This window comes from Mesorhizobium sp. 131-3-5 (assembly GCF_016756575.1).
GTDB classification, from domain to species: Bacteria; Pseudomonadota; Alphaproteobacteria; order Rhizobiales; family Rhizobiaceae; genus Mesorhizobium; species Mesorhizobium jarvisii.
Genome location: NZ_AP023254.1, coordinates 4,735,865 through 4,753,978 on the forward strand (window position 1 = coordinate 4,735,865; position 18,114 = coordinate 4,753,978).

Here is an 18,114-nt window from a genome sequence, read left to right on the forward strand (position 1 = left end):
TAACGACTTCATTGAACACCGGGGCACCCCACCTCGGCAATCTTTATGTCCCGGTATCGGGACCAAGACGAGCCAATGCGCCGGCCCGCCGGCGCGTTTTCGTTTGAGAGATCGGACTTGCCGTGGACCAGCAATCAACAGCGCCGCAATCGGCAAGCAAACTGCCTATTCCGCGCTGGGAGTTCATTGCGCTGTGCGCGGCGCTGATGGCGCTGAATTCGCTGGCCATCGACATCATGCTGCCGGCGCTGCAGCAGATCGGCGCCTCGCTCGGCGTTGAGAATGAAAACCACCGGCAATATGTGGTCACCGCCTACATTCTGGGTTTTGGTGGCGGCCAGCTGTTCTTCGGGCCGATCTCCGACCGGTTCGGCCGCCGCTCGCCGCTCGTCGCCGGGCTGATCATTTATGTGGCGGCAGCCGCGGCCGCCGCCATCGCGCCAAGCTTTGAAACGCTGTTGATGTGCCGCGCCGTGCAAGGCATCGGCGCGGCGGCCACGCGCGTCATCGCGGTCTCGATCGTGCGCGATACGTTCGAAGGCCGGCGCATGGCGGAGGTGATGTCGCTGATCTTCATGGTGTTCATGGCGATACCGGTCATTGCGCCGGGCATCGGCCAGTTCATCATGCTGTTCGCGACCTGGCACTATATCTTCGTCACCATGGCCGTCGGCGCGCTGATCGTGTCGGCATGGTCGCTGCTGCGCCTGCCTGAAACGCTGCGGCCCGAATATCGCCGGCAACTGACGGTTTCCACCGTCCTCGGCGGATTCCGCATCGTGCTCACCAACCGCATCGCGCTCTGCTACGCCTTTGCCAGCACTTTCATCTTCGCCGCCATGTTCGGCTTCATCGCCTCGGCGCAGCAGATCTATGTCGGCATCTTCAACGTCGGCGAGATGTTCCCGGTCATCTTCGCCGGGGTCGCCGGCGTGCTCGCCTTCTCCAATTTCCTGAACTCGCGGCTTGTCGGCCGCATCGGCATGCGCCGGCTGTCGCAGAGCGCGCTGCTTTTGTTTCTGGTCATCAGCCTGGCCTGGCTGGTGGTTTCGCTGGAAATCAAGATGCCGCTCTGGCTGTTCATCACCTTCTTTGCCAGCGCCATGCTTCCCTTCGGTGCGCTTGGCGCCAATTTCAACGCATTGGCGATGGAGCCGCTCGGCCAACTGGCCGGCACGGCATCGTCCATACTGGGTTTCATGCAGACGTTTCTCGGCGGCATTCTCGGCACGCTGATCGGCCAGGCTTTCAACGGCACGGTGACGCCGCTTGCCGCCGGATTCTGCAGCGTCTCGGTCGCGGCGCTGCTGATGATCCTCATCGCTGAGCGCGGCAAGATGTTCCAGCCGCACAATCCACCCATTTCAGGGCATGTCACCGACCTGCATTAGACCACGTGCGTCAGGATGCACCTACAAGTGCCGCCGTGAATCGAGGCGCAAGCGTGCGCCCGGCGATTGCACCGCCCATACTGTCCGAAAAGGGCAATGGCAGCGCATCGTCGAGCGCCTTGAGGATGGATGCCACGAAGGCCCGGCTGAGTTGCGGATTGGTCCCCAGATCCGAATAGGTGGCGCGAGGCTTGCCGATCAGCGTGCCGTTGCGGCGCAGCGAGAACTGCAGCGTCAGCGACATGCCCGCGGTTCCCGCTGGCGGCATCCAGCAGGCATAGATAGCCTCCGACATCTCTTTGAGGGTGTCGACCGGATCGGTGCTGTGGCAGGGGCGCTCTTGCGCGATTGCCGTGTTGGCGCTTGCAAACAAGACGGCAGCGAGAGCCGCCGCGAAAATTGCGAACCGAGGTTTCATCCGAGGGCCTGCGCGAAAGCACCAACTCTTGGGCCGCGCACGGTCAAGCGCCGGCCTCTGGAAGTGATCCTACCCAGCCCACAGCTCTCGGCGCAACTCCTGCCAGCTTTCAGGATCGGGGGCGACCAGCAGGCCGCCGCCGACATGCGACGGCAGATAGGCTGTGCCGTCGAAGCGCGCGGCATGGCCGCCGGCCTCCGCATGGATCAGCACGCCGGCCAGATGATCCCATGGCATCAGCTTGTTGTAGACGACGAAATGGCCATGGCCGCTCGCCAGCAAGCGGTATTCGTGGGCGGCGCAGCGGTAGTTGAACTGCGACAGCGTCTTGGTCTGGTTGCAGGCCAGCCGCGTGCGGTCGGGCTCGGCCATGTACTGCCAGGAAACCGCGCCGGTCATCTGCGCGATCGGCGCGCTCGCCGCAACCCGCACTGTCTCCAGCGTACCATGCGCATGGCGGATATGACTGCCCGCACCCTTGGCGCCGATCAGCCAGTCCTTGCCGACCGGATCATGGATGATGCCGGCGACCGTCTCGCCCTTGACCACGACGCCGAGCATGACGCCGAACAGCGGCACGCCGGAGGCGAAATTGAAGGTGCCGTCGACCGGGTCGATGACGAAGGCCAGATCGGCGTCGCCCAGGCCATCGAGCAGCGTCGGGTCGTCGGAACAGGCTTCCTCGCCGACAACCATGGCCGAGGGATAACGCTGGCGCAGCCTGGCGGTGATCAGCCGCTCGGCGTTGACGTCCGCTTCCGTCACCAGATCGGCGGCTGAGGTCTTCTGCCTGACGTCGCCATCGCCCAGCCGGCGGAAGCGGGGCATGATTTCGGTGTCGGCGGCCTCGGCCAGCAGGTTGGCCAGCCAGTCGATCGCGTTGTCGTCAAATGTCATCGGATGCGTCTTGTCCTGTGATGAGGGTCTGGTTCAGGGCGGCGAAATCGAACAGTTTCCTGTCGAGGAGATGCGACGGCCTGGTGTTGGACAGGGCGCGGATCATGGTGTCCTTGCGGCCGGGCATGCGCTTTTCGATATCCTCCAGCATCGCCTTCATGGCGTTGCGCTGGAGACCTTCCTGGCTGCCGCAGAGGTCGCAAGGAATGATCGGGAACCGCATCGCCGCGGCGAATTTTTCGAGGTCGATCTCGGCGCAATAGCTCAGCGGCCGCAGCACCATGACGTCGCCTTCGTCGTTGAGCAGCTTTGGCGGCATGGCGGCGAGACGGCCACCATGGAACAAGTTCATGAAAAAGGTTTCGAGAATGTCCTCGCGATGATGGCCGAGCACCAGTGCCGAGCACCCCTCCTCGCGCGCGATGCGGTAGAGATGGCCGCGCCGCAGCCGTGAACAGAGCGAGCAATAGGTGCTGCCTTGCGGCAGCTTGTCGGTGACCACCGAATAGGTGTCCTGGTACTCGATGCGGTGGGCAATTCCGTTGGCGTTGAGATAGTCGGGCAGGATGTGCTTGGGGAAATTCGGCTGGCCCTGATCGAGATTGCAGGCCAGCAATTCGACCGGCAGCAGCCCGCGCCATTTGAGGTCGAGCAGCAAGGCAAGCAGGCCGTAGGAATCCTTGCCGCCCGACAGCGCGACCAGCCAGCGCTGTCCCGGCTCCACCATCGCGAAATCCTCGATCGCCTGGCGGGTCAGCCGCAGCAGCCGCTTGCGCAATTTGTTGAACTCGACCGAGGATGGCACATCGGCGAACAGCGGGTGGGAGCCGCCTTCGGCGGTCGGCTCAAGCGTCTCGATGTCTGGCAGCATGTTCATGGCGCGGCGGCCCCGGAATGTAATGTCCGCCCGGATTAGCGCATTGGCCGGAAAATCGAAACGGCAAAGCGGATGCACCAAACAAAAAGGCCGCCTCGAGGGCGGCCTTTTCGGTATCGCTAAAAAGCGTTCGCTTAGCGCGAATAGAATTCGACGACCAGGTTCGGCTCCATCTGGACCGCGAACGGAACGTCCGCCAGGCCAGGGATGCGCGAGAAGGTCGCGACCATCTTGTTGTGGTCGGCTTCGATGTAGTCCGGTACGTCGCGCTCGGCGAGGCCGACCGATTCCAGGACGATGACCAACTGCTTCGACTTTTCGCGCACTTCGACGACGTCGCCCGGCTTGCAGCGGTACGAGCCGATGTTGACGCGCTTGCCGTTGACGTTGACGTGGCCGTGGTTGACGAACTGACGGGCCGCGAAAATGGTCGGCACGAACTTGGCGCGGTAGACGACCGCGTCGAGACGCGATTCGAGCAGGCCGATCAGGTTCTCCGAGGTGTCGCCCTTGCGGCGGTCGGCCTCTTCATAGACCTTGCGGAACTGCTTTTCCGAAACGTCGCCATAGTGACCCTTCAGCTTCTGCTTGGCGCGCAGCTGCAGGCCGAAGTCGGAAAGCTTGCCCTTGCGGCGCTGGCCGTGCTGGCCGGGGCCGTATTCACGCTTGTTGACCGGGGACTTCGGGCGGCCCCAGATATTTTCGCCGAGACGACGGTCGATCTTGTATTTCGCGGATTCGCGCTTGCTCATCGCATTCCCTTTTCAAAACAACACACCCGGCACCTCATGGTCCGGGTGAAGGAAACGCGCCCTCCTCTGGCCTCCGTTTTCGAGACCTGACAGGGTTTTCCCACGCAACGCGGCGGAAAACCCACGGGACACGTCAGTTCAAACAAAACCAGAAACCAAGGCAACCGGTCTTGCGCATACAAAACAAACACCGGACATCGCTGCCCGGCGTTGGCGGCTGGTTAAACCGAGATTTAACCGGTGTCAAGCTTGTGAGTGGCGCGGCGCAACGCAACCCTATAGCGTTCACGACGTTATGCGATGCCGGATGTGGCGGGAGGTTTGCGCCAACGGCACCAGGAAGGGATCTGGAGCTAGAGGAGTCCAATCAGCATGAAGAAGTTCTTCCTTACCTTGGCCGGTGCCGCGGTATTGGCCGGATCGATGGCGGTGGCGCCGGAACCGGCCATGGCGCGCCATTGGCACGGCCATAAACAGGTCTGCCGCATCATCGTGAAGAAAAGAGTGGTGTGGCGGCATGGCCACCGCAGGGTGATCGTCGAGCGTATACGGCGCTGCCATCGCTGGTAAGGCAAAACATCCGCCTACGGACTTTGCATTAGAAACAAGGCCCGCGGTTCCGCTGCGGGCCTTGTTTGCTGGGCCGGCGTTTCGCGAACGACCCTCAGTCTTTCGACTTCTTTTCAGGCAGCCCCTTGCGCTTGGTCTCGGCGAATTCCTCAAGCTGCTTTTCGCTCATGGATTCGTACATTCCTTTGGAAGCGCCTTTGAGCTCGCTCTTTTTCGTCTCGCCGCGCTTGGCGGAGAGTGCGGCGCCGGCGGCTTTCTGCTGGGCTTTCGAGGTGGCTGGCATGGCGGTTCTCCTTTGCTATCAGGCAGGGAAACGCCGCTCTTCGGCGGCGGTTCCAGTGCCGATGGCCCCGTTTCTCGTCCGATCGCCGCCGGTCAGGCAGCCAGCTTTGGCGAATTCGTCGGCAGCCTTCCCGTGTCCGAAACCCTGGTGTAGGACGGCTGCATGAAGTCTCTGACAGACCCCTCACAAGCGCTCTCCACCGGCCTGGCGAAAATCCGCACCGAATTCCACGTGCCGGATGGATTTCCGGCTGACGTGATGGCCGCGGCGGAGGCGGCGGCCAGACGCGTGCCGAACCAGCATGCCGATCGAACGGACATGCCCTTCGTTACGCTCGATCCGGCGGCCTCCACCGATCTTGACCAGGCGTTCTGGATCGAGGCAAGCGGCGGCGATCTTCTCTTGTATTATGCCATTGCCGACGTTGCATGGTTCGTCGAGGACGGCGACGCGCTGGATCGCGAAGCCTGGACGCGAGGCGAGACGCTGTACCTGCCGGACGGCAAGGCAGGGCTCTATCCGCCGGCAATTGCCGAGGGCGCGGCGAGCCTGTTGCCTGACGGACCACGTCCAGCCGTGATCTTCACCGTTCGGGTCGCTGAGGATGGCGCGGTAAAGTTGGACGGTGCGGAGCGGGCAATCATCCAAAGCCGCGCGAAGCTCGCCTATGATAGCGTAAAGGCTTCCGACGTTCCGGCCGACTTCGCCGAAATGGCGCGGCGCATGGCGGCAAACGAAGAGCGTCGCGGCGCGTCCCGCGTCGACCCGCCCGAGCAGGAGGTGGAAAGGCTTGCCGATGGCAGCTTCCGGCTTTCGTTCAGACCGATCCTGCAATCCGAACAAGACAACGCCGCGCTTTCACTGGCCGCCAATATGGCGATCGCCGACGCCATGTTCGCGCACAAGACCGGCTTGTTCCGTGTGATGTCTGGGCCGGATGCTTCCAAGGTGCAGAGACTGCGCAACGCGGCACGGGCGCTCGGTCTGTCCTGGCCGGCCTCAACCAGCCTGCGCGACTACCAGCACACACTCGATCCGGCTGATCCGAAACAGGCGGCGTTGATGCTGGAAATCCGCCGCGCGGGCAATGGCGCGTCCTACCAGCCCTACCAGGAGGGTGTCGTTCCCTGGCATGAGGCGATGGCTGCGACCTATGCCCATGCAACCGCGCCACTCAGGCGATTGGCCGATCGCTATGTCGTGCGCTGCGCGCTGGCTATCGCCAACGACCAGCCCGTGCCGCAGGCTGTCACCGATGCGTTCGCCGGACTGCCGAAGGTGATGGGACGTGGGGATGCCCGCGCTTCGCAAATCAACCATGCGGCCATCGACCTTGCCGAGGCGGTGATGCTCAGGGGGCGCGAAGGGGAAACGTTCAAGGCCGTCGTCACCGACTTCGTCGACCATGGCGTGCGCGTTCAGCTTGCCGACATGCCTGTCGTTGCCACCGTAAAGGCCTCCGGTCTCAGGCAGGGCGACGGCGTGACGCTAAAGCTGGCCTCGGCCGATCCGGATCAACGCAGCATCGTCTTCGAACCCGTTTGAGCGACTGGCGCTCCGCCGCTTGGGTCTTGATTTTATGCATGTCGTTTTCCCAAAACCGAGGTCACTTTTGGGCGACATGCATTACCTCACGGACAGTCCAAAGCCCTGCATCAGCCGGCCGACGGCGAAATCCGCCTTGCCTGACGTGAAGACGGCGATGTCAGGCTCGCCTTGCGGCAGCGCCCCGTCGACGGGCGGCAAGAGCGAAAGGGCACGCCTTGCGATCGCTTCGGCCGGATCGATCCAGTCGACCGGCCATGGCGCGGTCTTGCGCATGCGGTTGACCAGGAACGGATAGTGCGTGCAGGCCAGCACGACAATGTCGGTCCTGAGCCCCTCATGTTCCATGAAACAGGGCGCGATCTCGGCACGCACGGCTTCCTCGTCGACAAAGCCCTCGCGCATATAGACTTCGGCAAGGCCCGCCAGCCTGTCGCTGCCAACCAGGCGGACATGGCATTTCTGCGCCCATTTGCTGATCAGATCGCGCGTGTATTGCCGCTTCACCGTACCCGGCGTTGCCAGCACGGAGACCAGACCGGAGCGGGTGCGCTCCGCCGCCGGCTTGACCGCCGGCACGGTGCCGACGAAGGGATGGCCGGGAAATCTCTCGCGCAGCGCATCGATCACCAGCGTCGAGGCGGTGTTGCAGGCAATGACGGAAATCGCAGGCGCAAACCGGTCGAGCAATTTGGCGAAGAGTTCGAGTATGTGGGTGCGCAGTGCCGGTTCTTCCCAGGCGCCGAAGGGAAAGGCCGCATCGTCCGCGACATAGACGAAGCGCCGGTCCGGCATCAGCACGCGCGCCTCGCGCAGCACGGTCAGCCCGCCGACGCCGGAATCGAACATCAGGATCGGCTGGTCAGTCATTGTCGGTTCCCTTGCCGCCCAGCGGCGGCGTGTCCTCATCGTCACCCATAGGCTTGTGCGCCTGGCGATCTGCCTCTGCCTTGCCGGCGCGCGCGGCGGCCGGAAGCCGCCTTGGATCATCGCCCGGCGAGCCGTCGCCGCGCGGCATTGCCGGCGAAAATCTGTCAAGCGAGGAGATGATGCCGCGCAGCACCTTCAACTCCGGCTCGGCAAAGCCGGCGCGCGTCAGCACGGCGCGCAGATTGTCGACCATCTTGGGCTTCTTCGGCGCCGGCCGGAAATAGCCGCGCGCTTCCAATGCGCCTTCGAGATAGGCAAAAAGGCCGTGCAGCTCTTCCTTGCTGGCCGGCTTCATCTGCGGCCCGGTGAAATTGGTCTTGGTCTCGTCCTCGAGGCCGGACTTCATCCACTCATAAGACATCAGCAGCGCGGCCTGTGCGATGTTGAGCGAGGAGAAATCGGGATCGACGGGAAAGGTGACGATCTCGTCGGCGAGCCCGACCTCGTCATTGTAGAGACCGAAGCGCTCGCGGCCGAACAGGATGCCGGTGCGCTGCCCCATGCCATGGCGGGCGCGCAGCACCCTGCCCGCTTCCACCGGCCCGCGCACGGCCTTGAAGCCGTCGCGCTGCCTGGCGGTTGTGGCGAAAACGAAATTCAGGTCGGCAAGCGCCGAGGCCAGATCGTCGAACACCTTCACGGCGTCGATGACATGGTCGGCACGGCTGGCGGCGGCGCGCGCCTTCTCGCTCGGCCAGCCGTCTCGCGGATTGACCAGACGCAGTTCCGACAGGCCGAAATTGGCCATGGCGCGCGCGACCATGCCGATGTTCTCGCCGAGCTGCGGCTCGACGAGGATGATCGCCGGACCGCCGGGGCCACGCTGAAAGTCTGTTCCGGTCATGTGTTCCAGATGATTGCGCTACGAGGTCACCGCGTCCTGCCATATCGATACGGCTTTTTGAAGAGTTGTCGGTGACCTGGCGACAAATAGCCTTGTCTCGCCACCCCTGTGTTTGCGCGAGAAATCCAAATTAGCTCCATCGGCGGGCTCGAGCAAATGGTCACGCGCCCGTACAAGCAGACCAGCCATGTGCTCCTTCTTCTCAAGAGATGGTAGAGATGTGGGCATCGCGGCACTCTGGCGACGACAAGCTATCCAACCCTATACTCGCTGATGGCCCGGCCTTACTCTTCTTATCAGCAACATCTTCCGGTTACAGAAATAACCTATTAGCTATATGTATATTTAAATACAGCGATGCGCCTGTCGCTGTGACATAATCTTAGGAAATTGCAATATCAAAACCGCTTGGGGTCAAGCTGTATCGGAGAATGCATTTTGAAGACGGAGCGTGTCTTGCACGCTCCTGTCATTTATCTATGCCCCAAGCGTTTCGACACGGGTTTTCAATGGCCGACACGGGTGTTGGCCAAACGTCAGGAGGGGCAAATGAACGTCTTACGATTTTTCCTTTCAATCGCTGTGTTGCTTCTGGCATCAGTCTTCCTGATTGCTCCGGCTTCCGCGCAAGCGACACGCACCTGGGTTTCCGGCGTCGGCAACGATGCCGATCCATGCAGCCGAACGGCACCTTGCAAGACGTTTGCCGGCGCCATCTCGAAGACGGCGACGGCCGGCGAGATCAACTGTCTGGACCCGGGCGGATTTGGCGCGGTCACCATCACCAAATCCATCACCATCGACTGCAGAACGACTGAAGGCGGTGTGCTTTCGGCGCTCGTGAACGGCATCATCATAAACACGCCTGTCGGCTCCGTCGTGCATCTTCGCGGTCTCGACATAGACGGCGCGGGCACCGGACTCGACGGCGTGCGGATGACCGGCCAAGGTCAACTGCATATCGAGGACTGCAACATCGAGCGGGTGACCAGCAATGGCGTCGAATTTCTTCCCAACGGTGCCAGCGAACTCTACATGATCAATACGCGGATAGCCGAGGCGGCCGGTGGCGCCATTCTCATCAAAACGACTGGCGCCATTGGCATCAATGCCATCCTGTCCAGGGTGGAACTGACCAACAGCGCCAATGGCATTCTTGTCGACGGCACCGGCAACACCTCTGCCATGAATATGGCACTGACCGACAGCCTGGTCAGCGGCAACACCGGCAACGGAGTGGCGGTCAAGTCCGTCGCCGCGGCATCGTCGGTACGCGCGACGATCGTCAACACCACGATCAGTTCCAATGCCGGCGTCGGCGTCAACGCCAACGGCGCCGCCAGCGGCGCCGGCAGCGCCATCGCCTTTCTCGGCGCCTCGACGGTGTTTGGCAATGTCACCGGGGTCAGCAACACCGGCAGCGGCGCCGTCCAGTCGTTCAAGAACAACATGATCTCCGGCAACGTGGTCGACGGCACACCGATCACGGCCTTCCCCGGCCCTGGCGGCACGCCGCTGCAATAAGCGCGCCTGCCGCCTGCGTGCGGCAGCATGAAACAAAGGCGATGCCGCCTGCCTCTCGATGGGCGGTGCGGCATCGATTTTGTTCACGATTGCAGGATCGGTTCACCGTTCGCGGAAACGCCGAACCGCTCCGTCCCCTTGTTTTGCGGCAATTTCGAACGAAAAACCGCTTCACACTTTTCCTGGAATTGCGCCAGCAGCGGCCTGCTTCCGCATTGCCCCGGTTTGCGCCGCCCGGATCGCTTTGCTATAGGCGAAGTCCCTATCCTGGCGGGGCCGACCCGCCATCCCCCAACTGTTGAACGAGGCATTCTTTCCATGGCGAAGATCAAGGTGGCGAACCCGGTCGTCGAACTCGACGGCGACGAGATGACCCGCATCATCTGGCAGTTCATCAAGGACAAGCTGATCCACCCTTATCTCGACCTCAAGCTCGAATATTACGATCTCGGCATCGAGCATCGCGACGCCACCAACGACCAGGTGACCATCGATTCGGCCAACGCCATCAAGAAATACGGCGTCGGCGTGAAATGCGCGACGATCACCCCCGACGAACAGCGCGTCGAGGAGTTCAAGCTGAAGAAGATGTGGAAGTCGCCGAACGGCACCATCCGCAACATCCTCGGCGGCACCATCTTCCGCGAGCCGATCATCATGAAGAACGTGCCGCGCCTGGTGCCGGGCTGGACCAAGCCGATCATCGTCGGCCGCCACGCCTTCGGCGACCAGTACCGCGCCACCGATTTCCGCTTCCCCGGCAAGGGCAAGCTGACGATCAAGTTCGTCGGCGAGGACGGAAAGGTGATCGAACATGACGTGTTCGACGCGCCCGGCGCCGGCGTCGCCATGGCCATGTACAATCTCGACGAGTCGATCCGCGAATTCGCCCGCGCCTCGCTGAATTACGGCCTGCTGCGCAACTATCCGGTCTATCTGTCGACCAAGAACACCATCCTCAAGGCCTATGACGGCCGCTTCAAGGACATTTTCCAGGAAGTCTACGAGGCTGAATTCGAGGCCGAGTTCAAGGCGAAGAAGCTGTGGTACGAGCACCGCCTGATCGACGACATGGTGGCCTCGAGCCTGAAATGGTCGGGCGGCTATGTCTGGGCCTGCAAGAACTACGACGGCGACGTGCAGTCCGACACGGTGGCGCAGGGCTTTGGCTCGCTCGGCCTGATGACCTCGGTGCTGATGACGCCCGACGGCAAGACGGTGGAAGCCGAAGCCGCGCACGGCACCGTCACCCGCCACTACCGCCAGCACCAGAAGGGCGAGGAAACCTCGACCAATTCGATCGCCTCGATCTTCGCCTGGACGCGCGGGCTGGCGCACCGCGCCAAGCTCGACGACAATGCCGAGCTGAAGCGTTTTGCCGAGACGCTGGAAAAGGTCTGCATCCAGACCGTTGAGTCCGGCTTCATGACCAAGGACCTGTCGCTCTTGATCGGCCCCGACCAGCCCTGGCTCTCGACCACCGGCTTCCTCGACAAGATCGACGAGAACTTGCAGAAGGCGATGGCCTAAGAACCCAGCTTTACACATGCCGAAGGCTCCGAAAGGAGCCTTCGCCTTTTTTGGGCCAGCGAAAGCGAAGGGCTGACAGCATGACCAAGCCGATCCTCTATGGCGCGGACTACAGCGTCTATGTGCGCATCGCGCGGATGGCGCTGGAGGAGAAGGGCATCGACTACGAACTCATGCCGCTCGACATCTTCGCCGCCGAGGGCATCCCGGCCTGGTATCTCGAACATCACCCGTTCGGCCGCATCCCGGCTTTCGAGCATGACGGTTTTCGCCTTTTCGAGACGAATGCGATTACCCGCTATGTCGATGAGGCTTTCGACGGTCCGGCGCTGCAGCCCGCCGATACGCGTGGCCGCGCCAGGATGGGCCAGATGACGGCCATGCTCGACGCTTATGGCTACCGCGCCATGGTCTGGGACGTTGCCGTCGAGCGGCTCGAAAAGCCAGAGCCGGATGAGACCCTGATCGCTAGTGGCCTGAGCCAGGCCCAAACGGTCCTCAGGGTACTCACCTCACTCAAGGCTCCCGGACCTTGGCTGCTCGGCGATCACGTGACACTGGCCGACCTGCATGCCGCGCCGATCATCGCCTATTTCCTCAAGGTTGCCGACGGGCAGAAGCTGCTGGCCGAGTTTCCCGAGATTCAGGCCTGGTGGGACCGCATCGCGGCCAGACAAGCCTTTGCCATGACCGAAAAGGCCGATTGACAGCCAAGGCGGCGCTAAAACCCTATCTCGGGCCGGGTCACCATCAGCCAGAGAATGGCAAGCACGGCGGCGAAAGCCGGCAAGCCGCAAGCAAACCAGATGCGAAACAGGCGTTTCTCTTCGGCGGGCAGCGGCGCGTTTTCGATGGCCGCCTGCCGCGCCAGGTTGCGGATCCGGATCTGAATCCAGACGACCGGCAGCCAGAACAGGCCGGTGACGACATAAAGCAGCAAGGACAGAACGATCCAGCCTTCGTAGAGCGGCCAGCCCAGTGCCTGAGCCAGCAGCACGCCCGTGATCGGCTGCACGATGACGGCGGTCGCCGTAAAAATCGTGTCGGCGATGACGACCGTGCCCGCGACATGGGCGACGAGGTCGGCGCGTCCGCTGCGTTGCGCCATTAGCATGAAGAAGGCGATGCCGGCGCCAGTGCCGAACAGAACCGTGGCGCCGATAACATGCGCCCAGCGCAATATGTCGGCCCAGAGGCTCATCGCTCGTCGAGCACCGCGAGCGCCACCAGCACCAGGCAAAGCGCCGGGATCGTCTTGACCAGCGGTCCCAGTGGATCGAGCCATAGGCCGGGGACAAGGAGCGTCGCGCCCGCCAGATAGGACAGCGTGATCGCAATCATCGCCAGCAGCGCGTGCCGGGCCAGGGATCGAACCACGACAGCCGCGCCAACCAGGATATCCGCAGCACTTCCGACCGGAACCAAGATGTGAGCGAGGCTCGCCGAGACGCCGTGCGAAACAAGGATATCCGCCGCTGCCTCTTGCCGGATCAGGCCGACGACACCCGAAACAAGCCAGAACAAGGACAGGCAAGCGAAGATGACAGGCTTTGCCAGCCAGAGGCGGGCGAACCATCGTCCCTGGACATTGGCGGGCATATCGGCCAGCGTTGCTTCCAGCGGCTGAAGCGGACGGCCGGAAATTCGGTTCCAAGCCGCTGCGTCGCCCGTGACGCCGCGCGCCACGGCAGCAAGGGCTGCGCTGCGCAGCGGGGACCGCCAGCCAAGAATGCCAAGCATATCGGCAACCGCGCCCGCAAGCCGGCCGAGAATGGCAGGCATCGGCACCACTCTTGCGGGCTGCAGGCCAAGCCACGCACGCAAGGCGGTCAAGACCTCGGCGAGCGGTCTGGCATTGGCTTCAACGAGATCGACGGCAAGTCGGGGCGGCAGCGATCCGGCGACCGCCCGTGACACCGCTTCGGCAACGTCGGTGACCGCCACGGTCTGGATCGGCTGGCGCGTCATGACGGCCGGAACAAAACCCGGAAATGCCGCAAGGGCACGCAGAAGTGCCGTTCCGCCATAGGCGGCGGGCGCGATCACCAGGCCCGGCCGCAGGATGGTCCACGCCAGCGAGGAGCTTGCGACGGCCTGGTCGCCTTGCGCCTTGGTGCTGAAGAAAGGATTTGCCGAAGCGAGATCGGCGCCGATCGCGGAGATCTGCGCAAAGCGGTGCACACCGGCCTGTTCGCAGGCAGCAACGAGTGCCACCACCGCGCCCCGGTGAACGGCGTCGAGGCGGTCGCGTGGGCCGTCCTGCAAGGCGCCCGCCGCGTTGACCACCGCGTCCATGCCCGCAACCGCCGGCAGCCAGTCTTCAGCGGCAAGCAGTTTCGACATATCCGCCGCGATCCAGCGAACCGCCGGCCGGCGTCGCCCGGCATCCTGAACATCGCGACCGAGGCCGGTCACATGATGACCGTCGCGAAGCAAACGGCCAATGACGGCGTCCCCGATCAACCCATAGCCACCGAGGACGAGAACATTCATCTCATGGCTTTCAGGCGGCTTCGAGCGCCGCCTTCACAGCCGCGATCGCATCATTGGCCTTCGAGGCATCCGGGCCGCCGGCCTGGGCCATGTCGGGCCGCCCGCCACCGCCCTGCCCGCCCAAGGCGGCGGAGGCGACGCGCACCAGGTCGACGGCGCTGAAGCGGCCGACGAGGTCGTCGGTAACGGCGACGACGACGCTTGCCTTGTTGTCCTCGCCGGCACCGACAAAGACGACGACGCCGGAGCCGAGCGAGGTCTTGCCGGCATCGGCCAGCGGCTTCAGATCCTTCGGCGAGACGCCGGAGACCGCCTTGCCGAGGAAGCCAACACCCGCGACCGTCTCGTTCTCCGAGGGTGCACCCGCCGCGGCACCGCCGCCCAGCGCCAGTTTCTTGCGCGCTTCGGTCAGGTCCTTCTCGAGCTTCTTGCGCTCTTCGAGCAAAGCCTCGACGCGGGCCGGCACGTCGGCGGGCGAGATTTTCAGCACGGCTGCCGCCGCCTTCAGACGCCGATCCTGCTCGTCGAGATGTTTTCTGGCCGCCTCGCCGGTCAGCGCCTCGATACGGCGCACGCCGGCGGCGACCGCGCTGTCGGAGACGACGCGGACCAGGCCGATATCGCCGGTCGCCCTGACATGCGTGCCGCCGCAGAGTTCGACCGAATAGGGCCGGTTGGCCTTGGCGCCGTGCAGGCCCGTGCCCATCGACACGACGCGCACCTCGTCGCCATACTTCTCGCCGAACAGCGCCATGGCGCCTTCCGCAATCGCGTCGTCGACCGACATCAGGCGCGTGGTCACCGGGCCGTTCTGCACGACGATTTCGTTGGCCATGCGCTCGACCTCTTCGAGTTCCTCGGCCGAGATCGGCTTGTTGTGCGAGATGTCGAAGCGCAGACGCTCGGGCGCGACCAGCGAGCCCTTCTGCGCGACATGAGTGCCCAGCACCTCGCGCAGCGCCTCGTGGATCAGGTGCGTGGCGGAGTGGTTCGCCCGCAGCCTGGTGCGGCGCGCATGGTCGACTTTGAGCTCGACGGCGGCGCCCGTCCTGACCGTGCCGCTCGCCACCTTGCCCAGATGCACGAACAGCCCGTCGGCCTTCTTCTGCGTGTCCGCGATCTCGATCGAGAACCCTTCGCCGGAGATGATGCCGGTGTCGCCCATCTGGCCGCCGGACTCGCCATAGAAAGGCGTCTGGTTGACGACCACCGCAACGGCATCGCCCTTTCCGGCGCTGTCGACGGTCTTGCCGTCCTTGACCAGCGCCTGGATCAGGCCTTCCGCCTGCTCGGTCTCGTAACCGAGGAATTCGGTGGCGCCGGTCTGTTCGCGCACGGAGAACCACACCGTCTCAGTGGCGGCCTCGCCAGACCCGGTCCAATGCTTGCGCGCCTCGGCCTTCTGCTGCTCCATCGCATTGGTGAAGCCGGCAAGATCGACCGAGATGTTGCGCTGGCGCAGCGCGTCCTGCGTCAGGTCAAGCGGGAAACCGTAGGTGTCATAAAGCTTGAAAGCCGTCTCGCCATCCAACATGTCGCCGGCATGCAGCGTTTCCGTCGCCTCGGAGAGCAGGCCGAGGCCGCGCACCAGCGTCTTGCGGAAGCGCGTCTCCTCGAGCTTCAGCGTCTCGGTGATCAGCTGTTCGCCGCGCAGCAGCTCGGGATAGGCCTGGCCCATCTCGCGCACCAGAGCCGGCACCAGCTTCCACATCAGCGGTTCGTTCGCGCCGAGCAGCTGCGCGTGGCGCATGGCGCGGCGCATGATGCGGCGCAGCACATAGCCGCGGCCTTCGTTCGAAGGCAGCACGCCGTCGGCGACCAGGAAGGACGACGAGCGCAAATGATCGGCAATGACGCGGTAGGAGGCCACCGTTTCCGCGTCAGGCGCGCGCCCGAGCGCGGAGGACGCCGCATCGATCAAATGCCGGAACAGGTCGGTTTCGAAAACGCTTTCCACGCCCTGCAGGATGGAGGCCATGCGCTCCAGCCCCATGCCGGTGTCGATCGACGGGCGCGGCAGGTCGATGCGCTCCTCCTTCGTCACCTGTTCATATTGCATGAACACCAGGTTCCAGAATTCGAGGAAGCGATCACCATCCTCTTCGGGGCTGCCGGGAGGACCGCCCCAGATGTGCTCGCCGCGATCGATGAAGATTTCCGAGCACGGCCCGCAGGGACCGGTGTCGCCCATCGCCCAGAAATTATCCGAGGTCGCGATGCGGATGATGCGATCATCCGAGAAGCCGGCGATCTTCTTCCAGAAGCCGGCCGCCTCATCGTCGGTGTGATAGACAGTGACCAGCAGCTTGTCCTTCTTCAGCCCGAACTCCTTGGTGATCAGGTTCCAGGCAAGCTCGATGGCACGCTCCTTGAAGTAATCGCCGAAGGAGAAATTGCCGAGCATTTCGAAGAAGGTCAGGTGGCGCGCGGTGTAGCCGACATTGTCGAGGTCGTTGTGCTTGCCGCCGGCGCGAACGCTCTTCTGGGCGGTGGTGGCGCGCGAATAGGACCGCTTCTCCAGACCGGTGAAGACGTTCTTGAACTGCACCATGCCGGCATTGGTGAACATCAATGTCGGATCGTTGCGCGGCACGAGCGGGCTCGAGGCCACGACCTCGTGGCCCTCCTTGCGGAAATAGTCGAGAAAGGTCGACCGGATCTCGTTCACGCCACTCATGACTGCTGCCTTTTCGCGAAAACCGCCGGCGCGGCCGGCGGAAACTGGTGTCTGCTTTCCAGAAATAGACTTGGCCTTTTAGCGGGCACGCTCCAGCCTGTCCAGAAACACGGAACTGCGCCAATCCTGGGAGTCTATTGGCCCCAAAAACGAAAACCGCCGGCGCGAAGGCCGGCGGTTTTGGACGCGGTACTAAAGAACTCGATTACTTAAGCATCAGGTCATAGGCCGACTTTATGGCCGAACTCTGTCCGTTGCCCTACATCGCGCCGGCTTCGTCCTCAAAACCGTCGTCGCCGCCTTCAGACCCGCCATTTTCGAGGAACTTTTCGGCGATCAGCCCGGCATTCTGCCTGAGCGCCAGTTCGATTTCGCGTGCCGTATCGGGATTGTCGCGCAGGAACAGCTTGGCGTTTTCTCGGCCCTGGCCGAGGCGTTGCGAATTGTAGGAGAACCAGGCGCCGGACTTCTCGACCACGCCGGCCTTGACGCCGAGATCAACCAGCTCGCCGGTCTTGGACACGCCCTCGCCATACATGATGTCAAACTCGACCACCTTGAAGGGCGGCGCCAGCTTGTTCTTGACCACCTTGACGCGGGTCTGGTTGCCGACGACCTCGTCGCGGTCCTTGACCGAGCCGATGCGTCGAATGTCGAGGCGCACCGACGCGTAGAATTTCAGCGCGTTGCCGCCGGTCGTGGTCTCGGGCGAACCGAACATGACGCCGATCTTCATGCGGATCTGATTGATGAAGATGACCATGGTGTTGGAGCGCGAGATCGAGGCGGTCAGCTTGCGCAGCGCCTGGCTCATCAGGCGGGCCTGCAGGCCGGGCAGCGAATCGCCCATCTCGCCCTCGATTTCGGCGCGCGGCGTCAGTGCCGCGACCGAATCGACCACCAGCACGTCGATGGCGCCGGAACGCACCAGCGTGTCGCAGATCTCCAGCGCCTGCTCGCCGGTGTCGGGCTGCGAGATCAGCAGGTTTTCAAGATCGACGCCGAGCTTGCGGGCATAGACCGGGTCGAGCGCGTGTTCGGCGTCGACGAAGGCGCAGATGCCGCCCTTCTTCTGGGCTTCGGCCACCGTGTGCAGCGCCAGCGTCGTCTTGCCCGAGCTTTCCGGCCCGTAGATCTCGATGATGCGGCCGCGCGGCAGGCCACCGACGCCGAGCGCGATGTCGAGGCCGAGCGAGCCGGTCGGCACCGTTTCGATCTCGACGACCTGCTCGTTCGCGCCGAGCCGCATGATCGAGCCCTTGCCGAAAGCCCGCTCGATTTGCGACAGCGCCGCATCCAGAGCCTTTGATTTGTCCACTGCCTTATCCTCTACAAGCCGCAAAGAATTCTGAGCCATGATACATCACCCCTTGGTCGTCAATG

17 protein-coding genes are annotated in these 18,114 nt (G+C 63.3%); 6 read left to right on the forward strand and 11 right to left on the reverse strand.

Annotation, left to right across the window (positions count from 1 at the left end):
- Nucleotides 1–122: 122 nt before the first annotated feature.
- Entirely contained in the window at nucleotides 123–1,391 is a 1,269-nt protein-coding gene (locus JG747_RS23205) for a multidrug effflux MFS transporter (protein ID WP_244748198.1), read from the forward strand.
- Between the two features lie 10 nt (nucleotides 1,392–1,401).
- Here the strand turns inward: JG747_RS23205 and JG747_RS23210 are convergent, their stop codons facing one another.
- The 4 genes from JG747_RS23210 to rpsD form a co-directional block, all read right to left on the reverse strand.
- Entirely contained in the window at nucleotides 1,402–1,809 is a 408-nt protein-coding gene (locus JG747_RS23210; RefSeq protein ID WP_038646420.1) for a hypothetical protein, read from the reverse strand.
- Between the two features lie 69 nt (nucleotides 1,810–1,878).
- Nucleotides 1,879–2,706: an inositol monophosphatase family protein gene (locus tag JG747_RS23215; protein ID WP_202360116.1), complete on the reverse strand. Its 828-nt coding sequence runs from the start codon at nucleotides 2,704–2,706 to the stop codon at nucleotides 1,879–1,881.
- Nucleotides 2,696–3,583 (reverse strand): tRNA 2-thiocytidine(32) synthetase TtcA, encoded by an 888-nt coding sequence (gene ttcA, locus JG747_RS23220; protein ID WP_038652570.1) that lies wholly within the window; start codon nucleotides 3,581–3,583, stop codon nucleotides 2,696–2,698. The genes JG747_RS23215 and ttcA overlap by 11 nt, the downstream gene beginning before the upstream one ends.
- Nucleotides 3,584–3,717: 134 nt before the next feature.
- Nucleotides 3,718–4,335 (reverse strand): 30S ribosomal protein S4, encoded by a 618-nt coding sequence (gene rpsD / locus JG747_RS23225; protein WP_013895883.1) that lies wholly within the window; start codon nucleotides 4,333–4,335, stop codon nucleotides 3,718–3,720.
- Between the two features lie 372 nt (nucleotides 4,336–4,707).
- On the opposite strand from rpsD, the gene JG747_RS23230 reads away from it, so the two are divergent.
- The gene (locus tag JG747_RS23230) at nucleotides 4,708–4,905 is read left to right on the forward strand and encodes a hypothetical protein (protein WP_027042433.1); all 198 of its coding nucleotides are present in this window, start codon (nucleotides 4,708–4,710) and stop codon (nucleotides 4,903–4,905) included.
- Between the two features lie 94 nt (nucleotides 4,906–4,999).
- Here JG747_RS23230 and JG747_RS23235 read toward each other — a convergent pair whose 3' ends face one another.
- Complete coding sequence (locus JG747_RS23235) at nucleotides 5,000–5,188, reverse strand: DUF3008 family protein (protein ID WP_010909084.1); 189 nt, start codon at nucleotides 5,186–5,188, stop codon at nucleotides 5,000–5,002.
- A 162-nt stretch (nucleotides 5,189–5,350) separates the two neighbouring features.
- Here JG747_RS23235 and JG747_RS23240 point away from each other — a divergent pair, with 162 nt between their 5' ends.
- Nucleotides 5,351–6,733, forward strand: a complete 1,383-nt coding sequence (locus tag JG747_RS23240; RefSeq protein WP_202360117.1) for an RNB domain-containing ribonuclease — start codon at nucleotides 5,351–5,353, stop codon at nucleotides 6,731–6,733.
- Between the two features lie 81 nt (nucleotides 6,734–6,814).
- Here JG747_RS23240 and murI read toward each other — a convergent pair whose 3' ends face one another.
- The gene (murI, locus tag JG747_RS23245) at nucleotides 6,815–7,603 is read right to left on the reverse strand and encodes a glutamate racemase (RefSeq protein ID WP_202360118.1); all 789 of its coding nucleotides are present in this window, start codon (nucleotides 7,601–7,603) and stop codon (nucleotides 6,815–6,817) included.
- The gene (locus tag JG747_RS23250; protein ID WP_064982743.1) at nucleotides 7,596–8,507 is read right to left on the reverse strand and encodes an RNA methyltransferase; all 912 of its coding nucleotides are present in this window, start codon (nucleotides 8,505–8,507) and stop codon (nucleotides 7,596–7,598) included. Before JG747_RS23250 ends, murI begins: the two co-directional genes overlap by 8 nt.
- Nucleotides 8,508–9,056: 549 nt before the next feature.
- Between JG747_RS23250 and JG747_RS23255 the strand changes: the two genes are divergently transcribed.
- From JG747_RS23255 to JG747_RS23265, 3 genes are all read left to right on the forward strand, one after another.
- Nucleotides 9,057–10,031, forward strand: a complete 975-nt coding sequence (locus JG747_RS23255) for a right-handed parallel beta-helix repeat-containing protein (protein WP_244748200.1) — start codon at nucleotides 9,057–9,059, stop codon at nucleotides 10,029–10,031.
- Between the two features lie 318 nt (nucleotides 10,032–10,349).
- Nucleotides 10,350–11,561 carry an NADP-dependent isocitrate dehydrogenase gene (locus JG747_RS23260; protein ID WP_038646407.1) on the forward strand — a complete coding sequence of 404 codons (1,212 nt, stop codon included), beginning with the start codon at nucleotides 10,350–10,352 and terminating at the stop codon, nucleotides 11,559–11,561.
- An 80-nt stretch (nucleotides 11,562–11,641) separates the two neighbouring features.
- A complete protein-coding gene (locus JG747_RS23265; RefSeq protein WP_202360119.1) occupies nucleotides 11,642–12,268 on the forward strand; it encodes a glutathione S-transferase family protein in 627 nt (208 codons plus the stop codon).
- A gap of 14 nt (nucleotides 12,269–12,282) precedes the next feature.
- Here JG747_RS23265 and JG747_RS23270 read toward each other — a convergent pair whose 3' ends face one another.
- From JG747_RS23270 to recA, 4 genes are all read right to left on the reverse strand, one after another.
- Nucleotides 12,283–12,762, reverse strand: coding sequence for a DUF2269 family protein (locus tag JG747_RS23270; RefSeq protein ID WP_202360120.1), 480 nt, complete (start codon nucleotides 12,760–12,762; stop codon nucleotides 12,283–12,285).
- Nucleotides 12,759–14,054: an SDR family oxidoreductase gene (locus JG747_RS23275; RefSeq protein WP_202360121.1), complete on the reverse strand. Its 1,296-nt coding sequence runs from the start codon at nucleotides 14,052–14,054 to the stop codon at nucleotides 12,759–12,761. Before JG747_RS23275 ends, JG747_RS23270 begins: the two co-directional genes overlap by 4 nt.
- A 10-nt stretch (nucleotides 14,055–14,064) precedes the next feature.
- On the reverse strand, nucleotides 14,065–16,731 hold the full coding sequence (alaS, locus tag JG747_RS23280; protein ID WP_019857764.1) for an alanine--tRNA ligase: 2,667 nt from the start codon (nucleotides 16,729–16,731) through the stop codon (nucleotides 14,065–14,067).
- A gap of 259 nt (nucleotides 16,732–16,990) precedes the next feature.
- Nucleotides 16,991–18,088, reverse strand: coding sequence for a recombinase RecA (gene recA / locus JG747_RS23285; RefSeq protein WP_010909075.1), 1,098 nt, complete (start codon nucleotides 18,086–18,088; stop codon nucleotides 16,991–16,993).
- Between the last annotated feature and the right edge of the window lie 26 nt (nucleotides 18,089–18,114).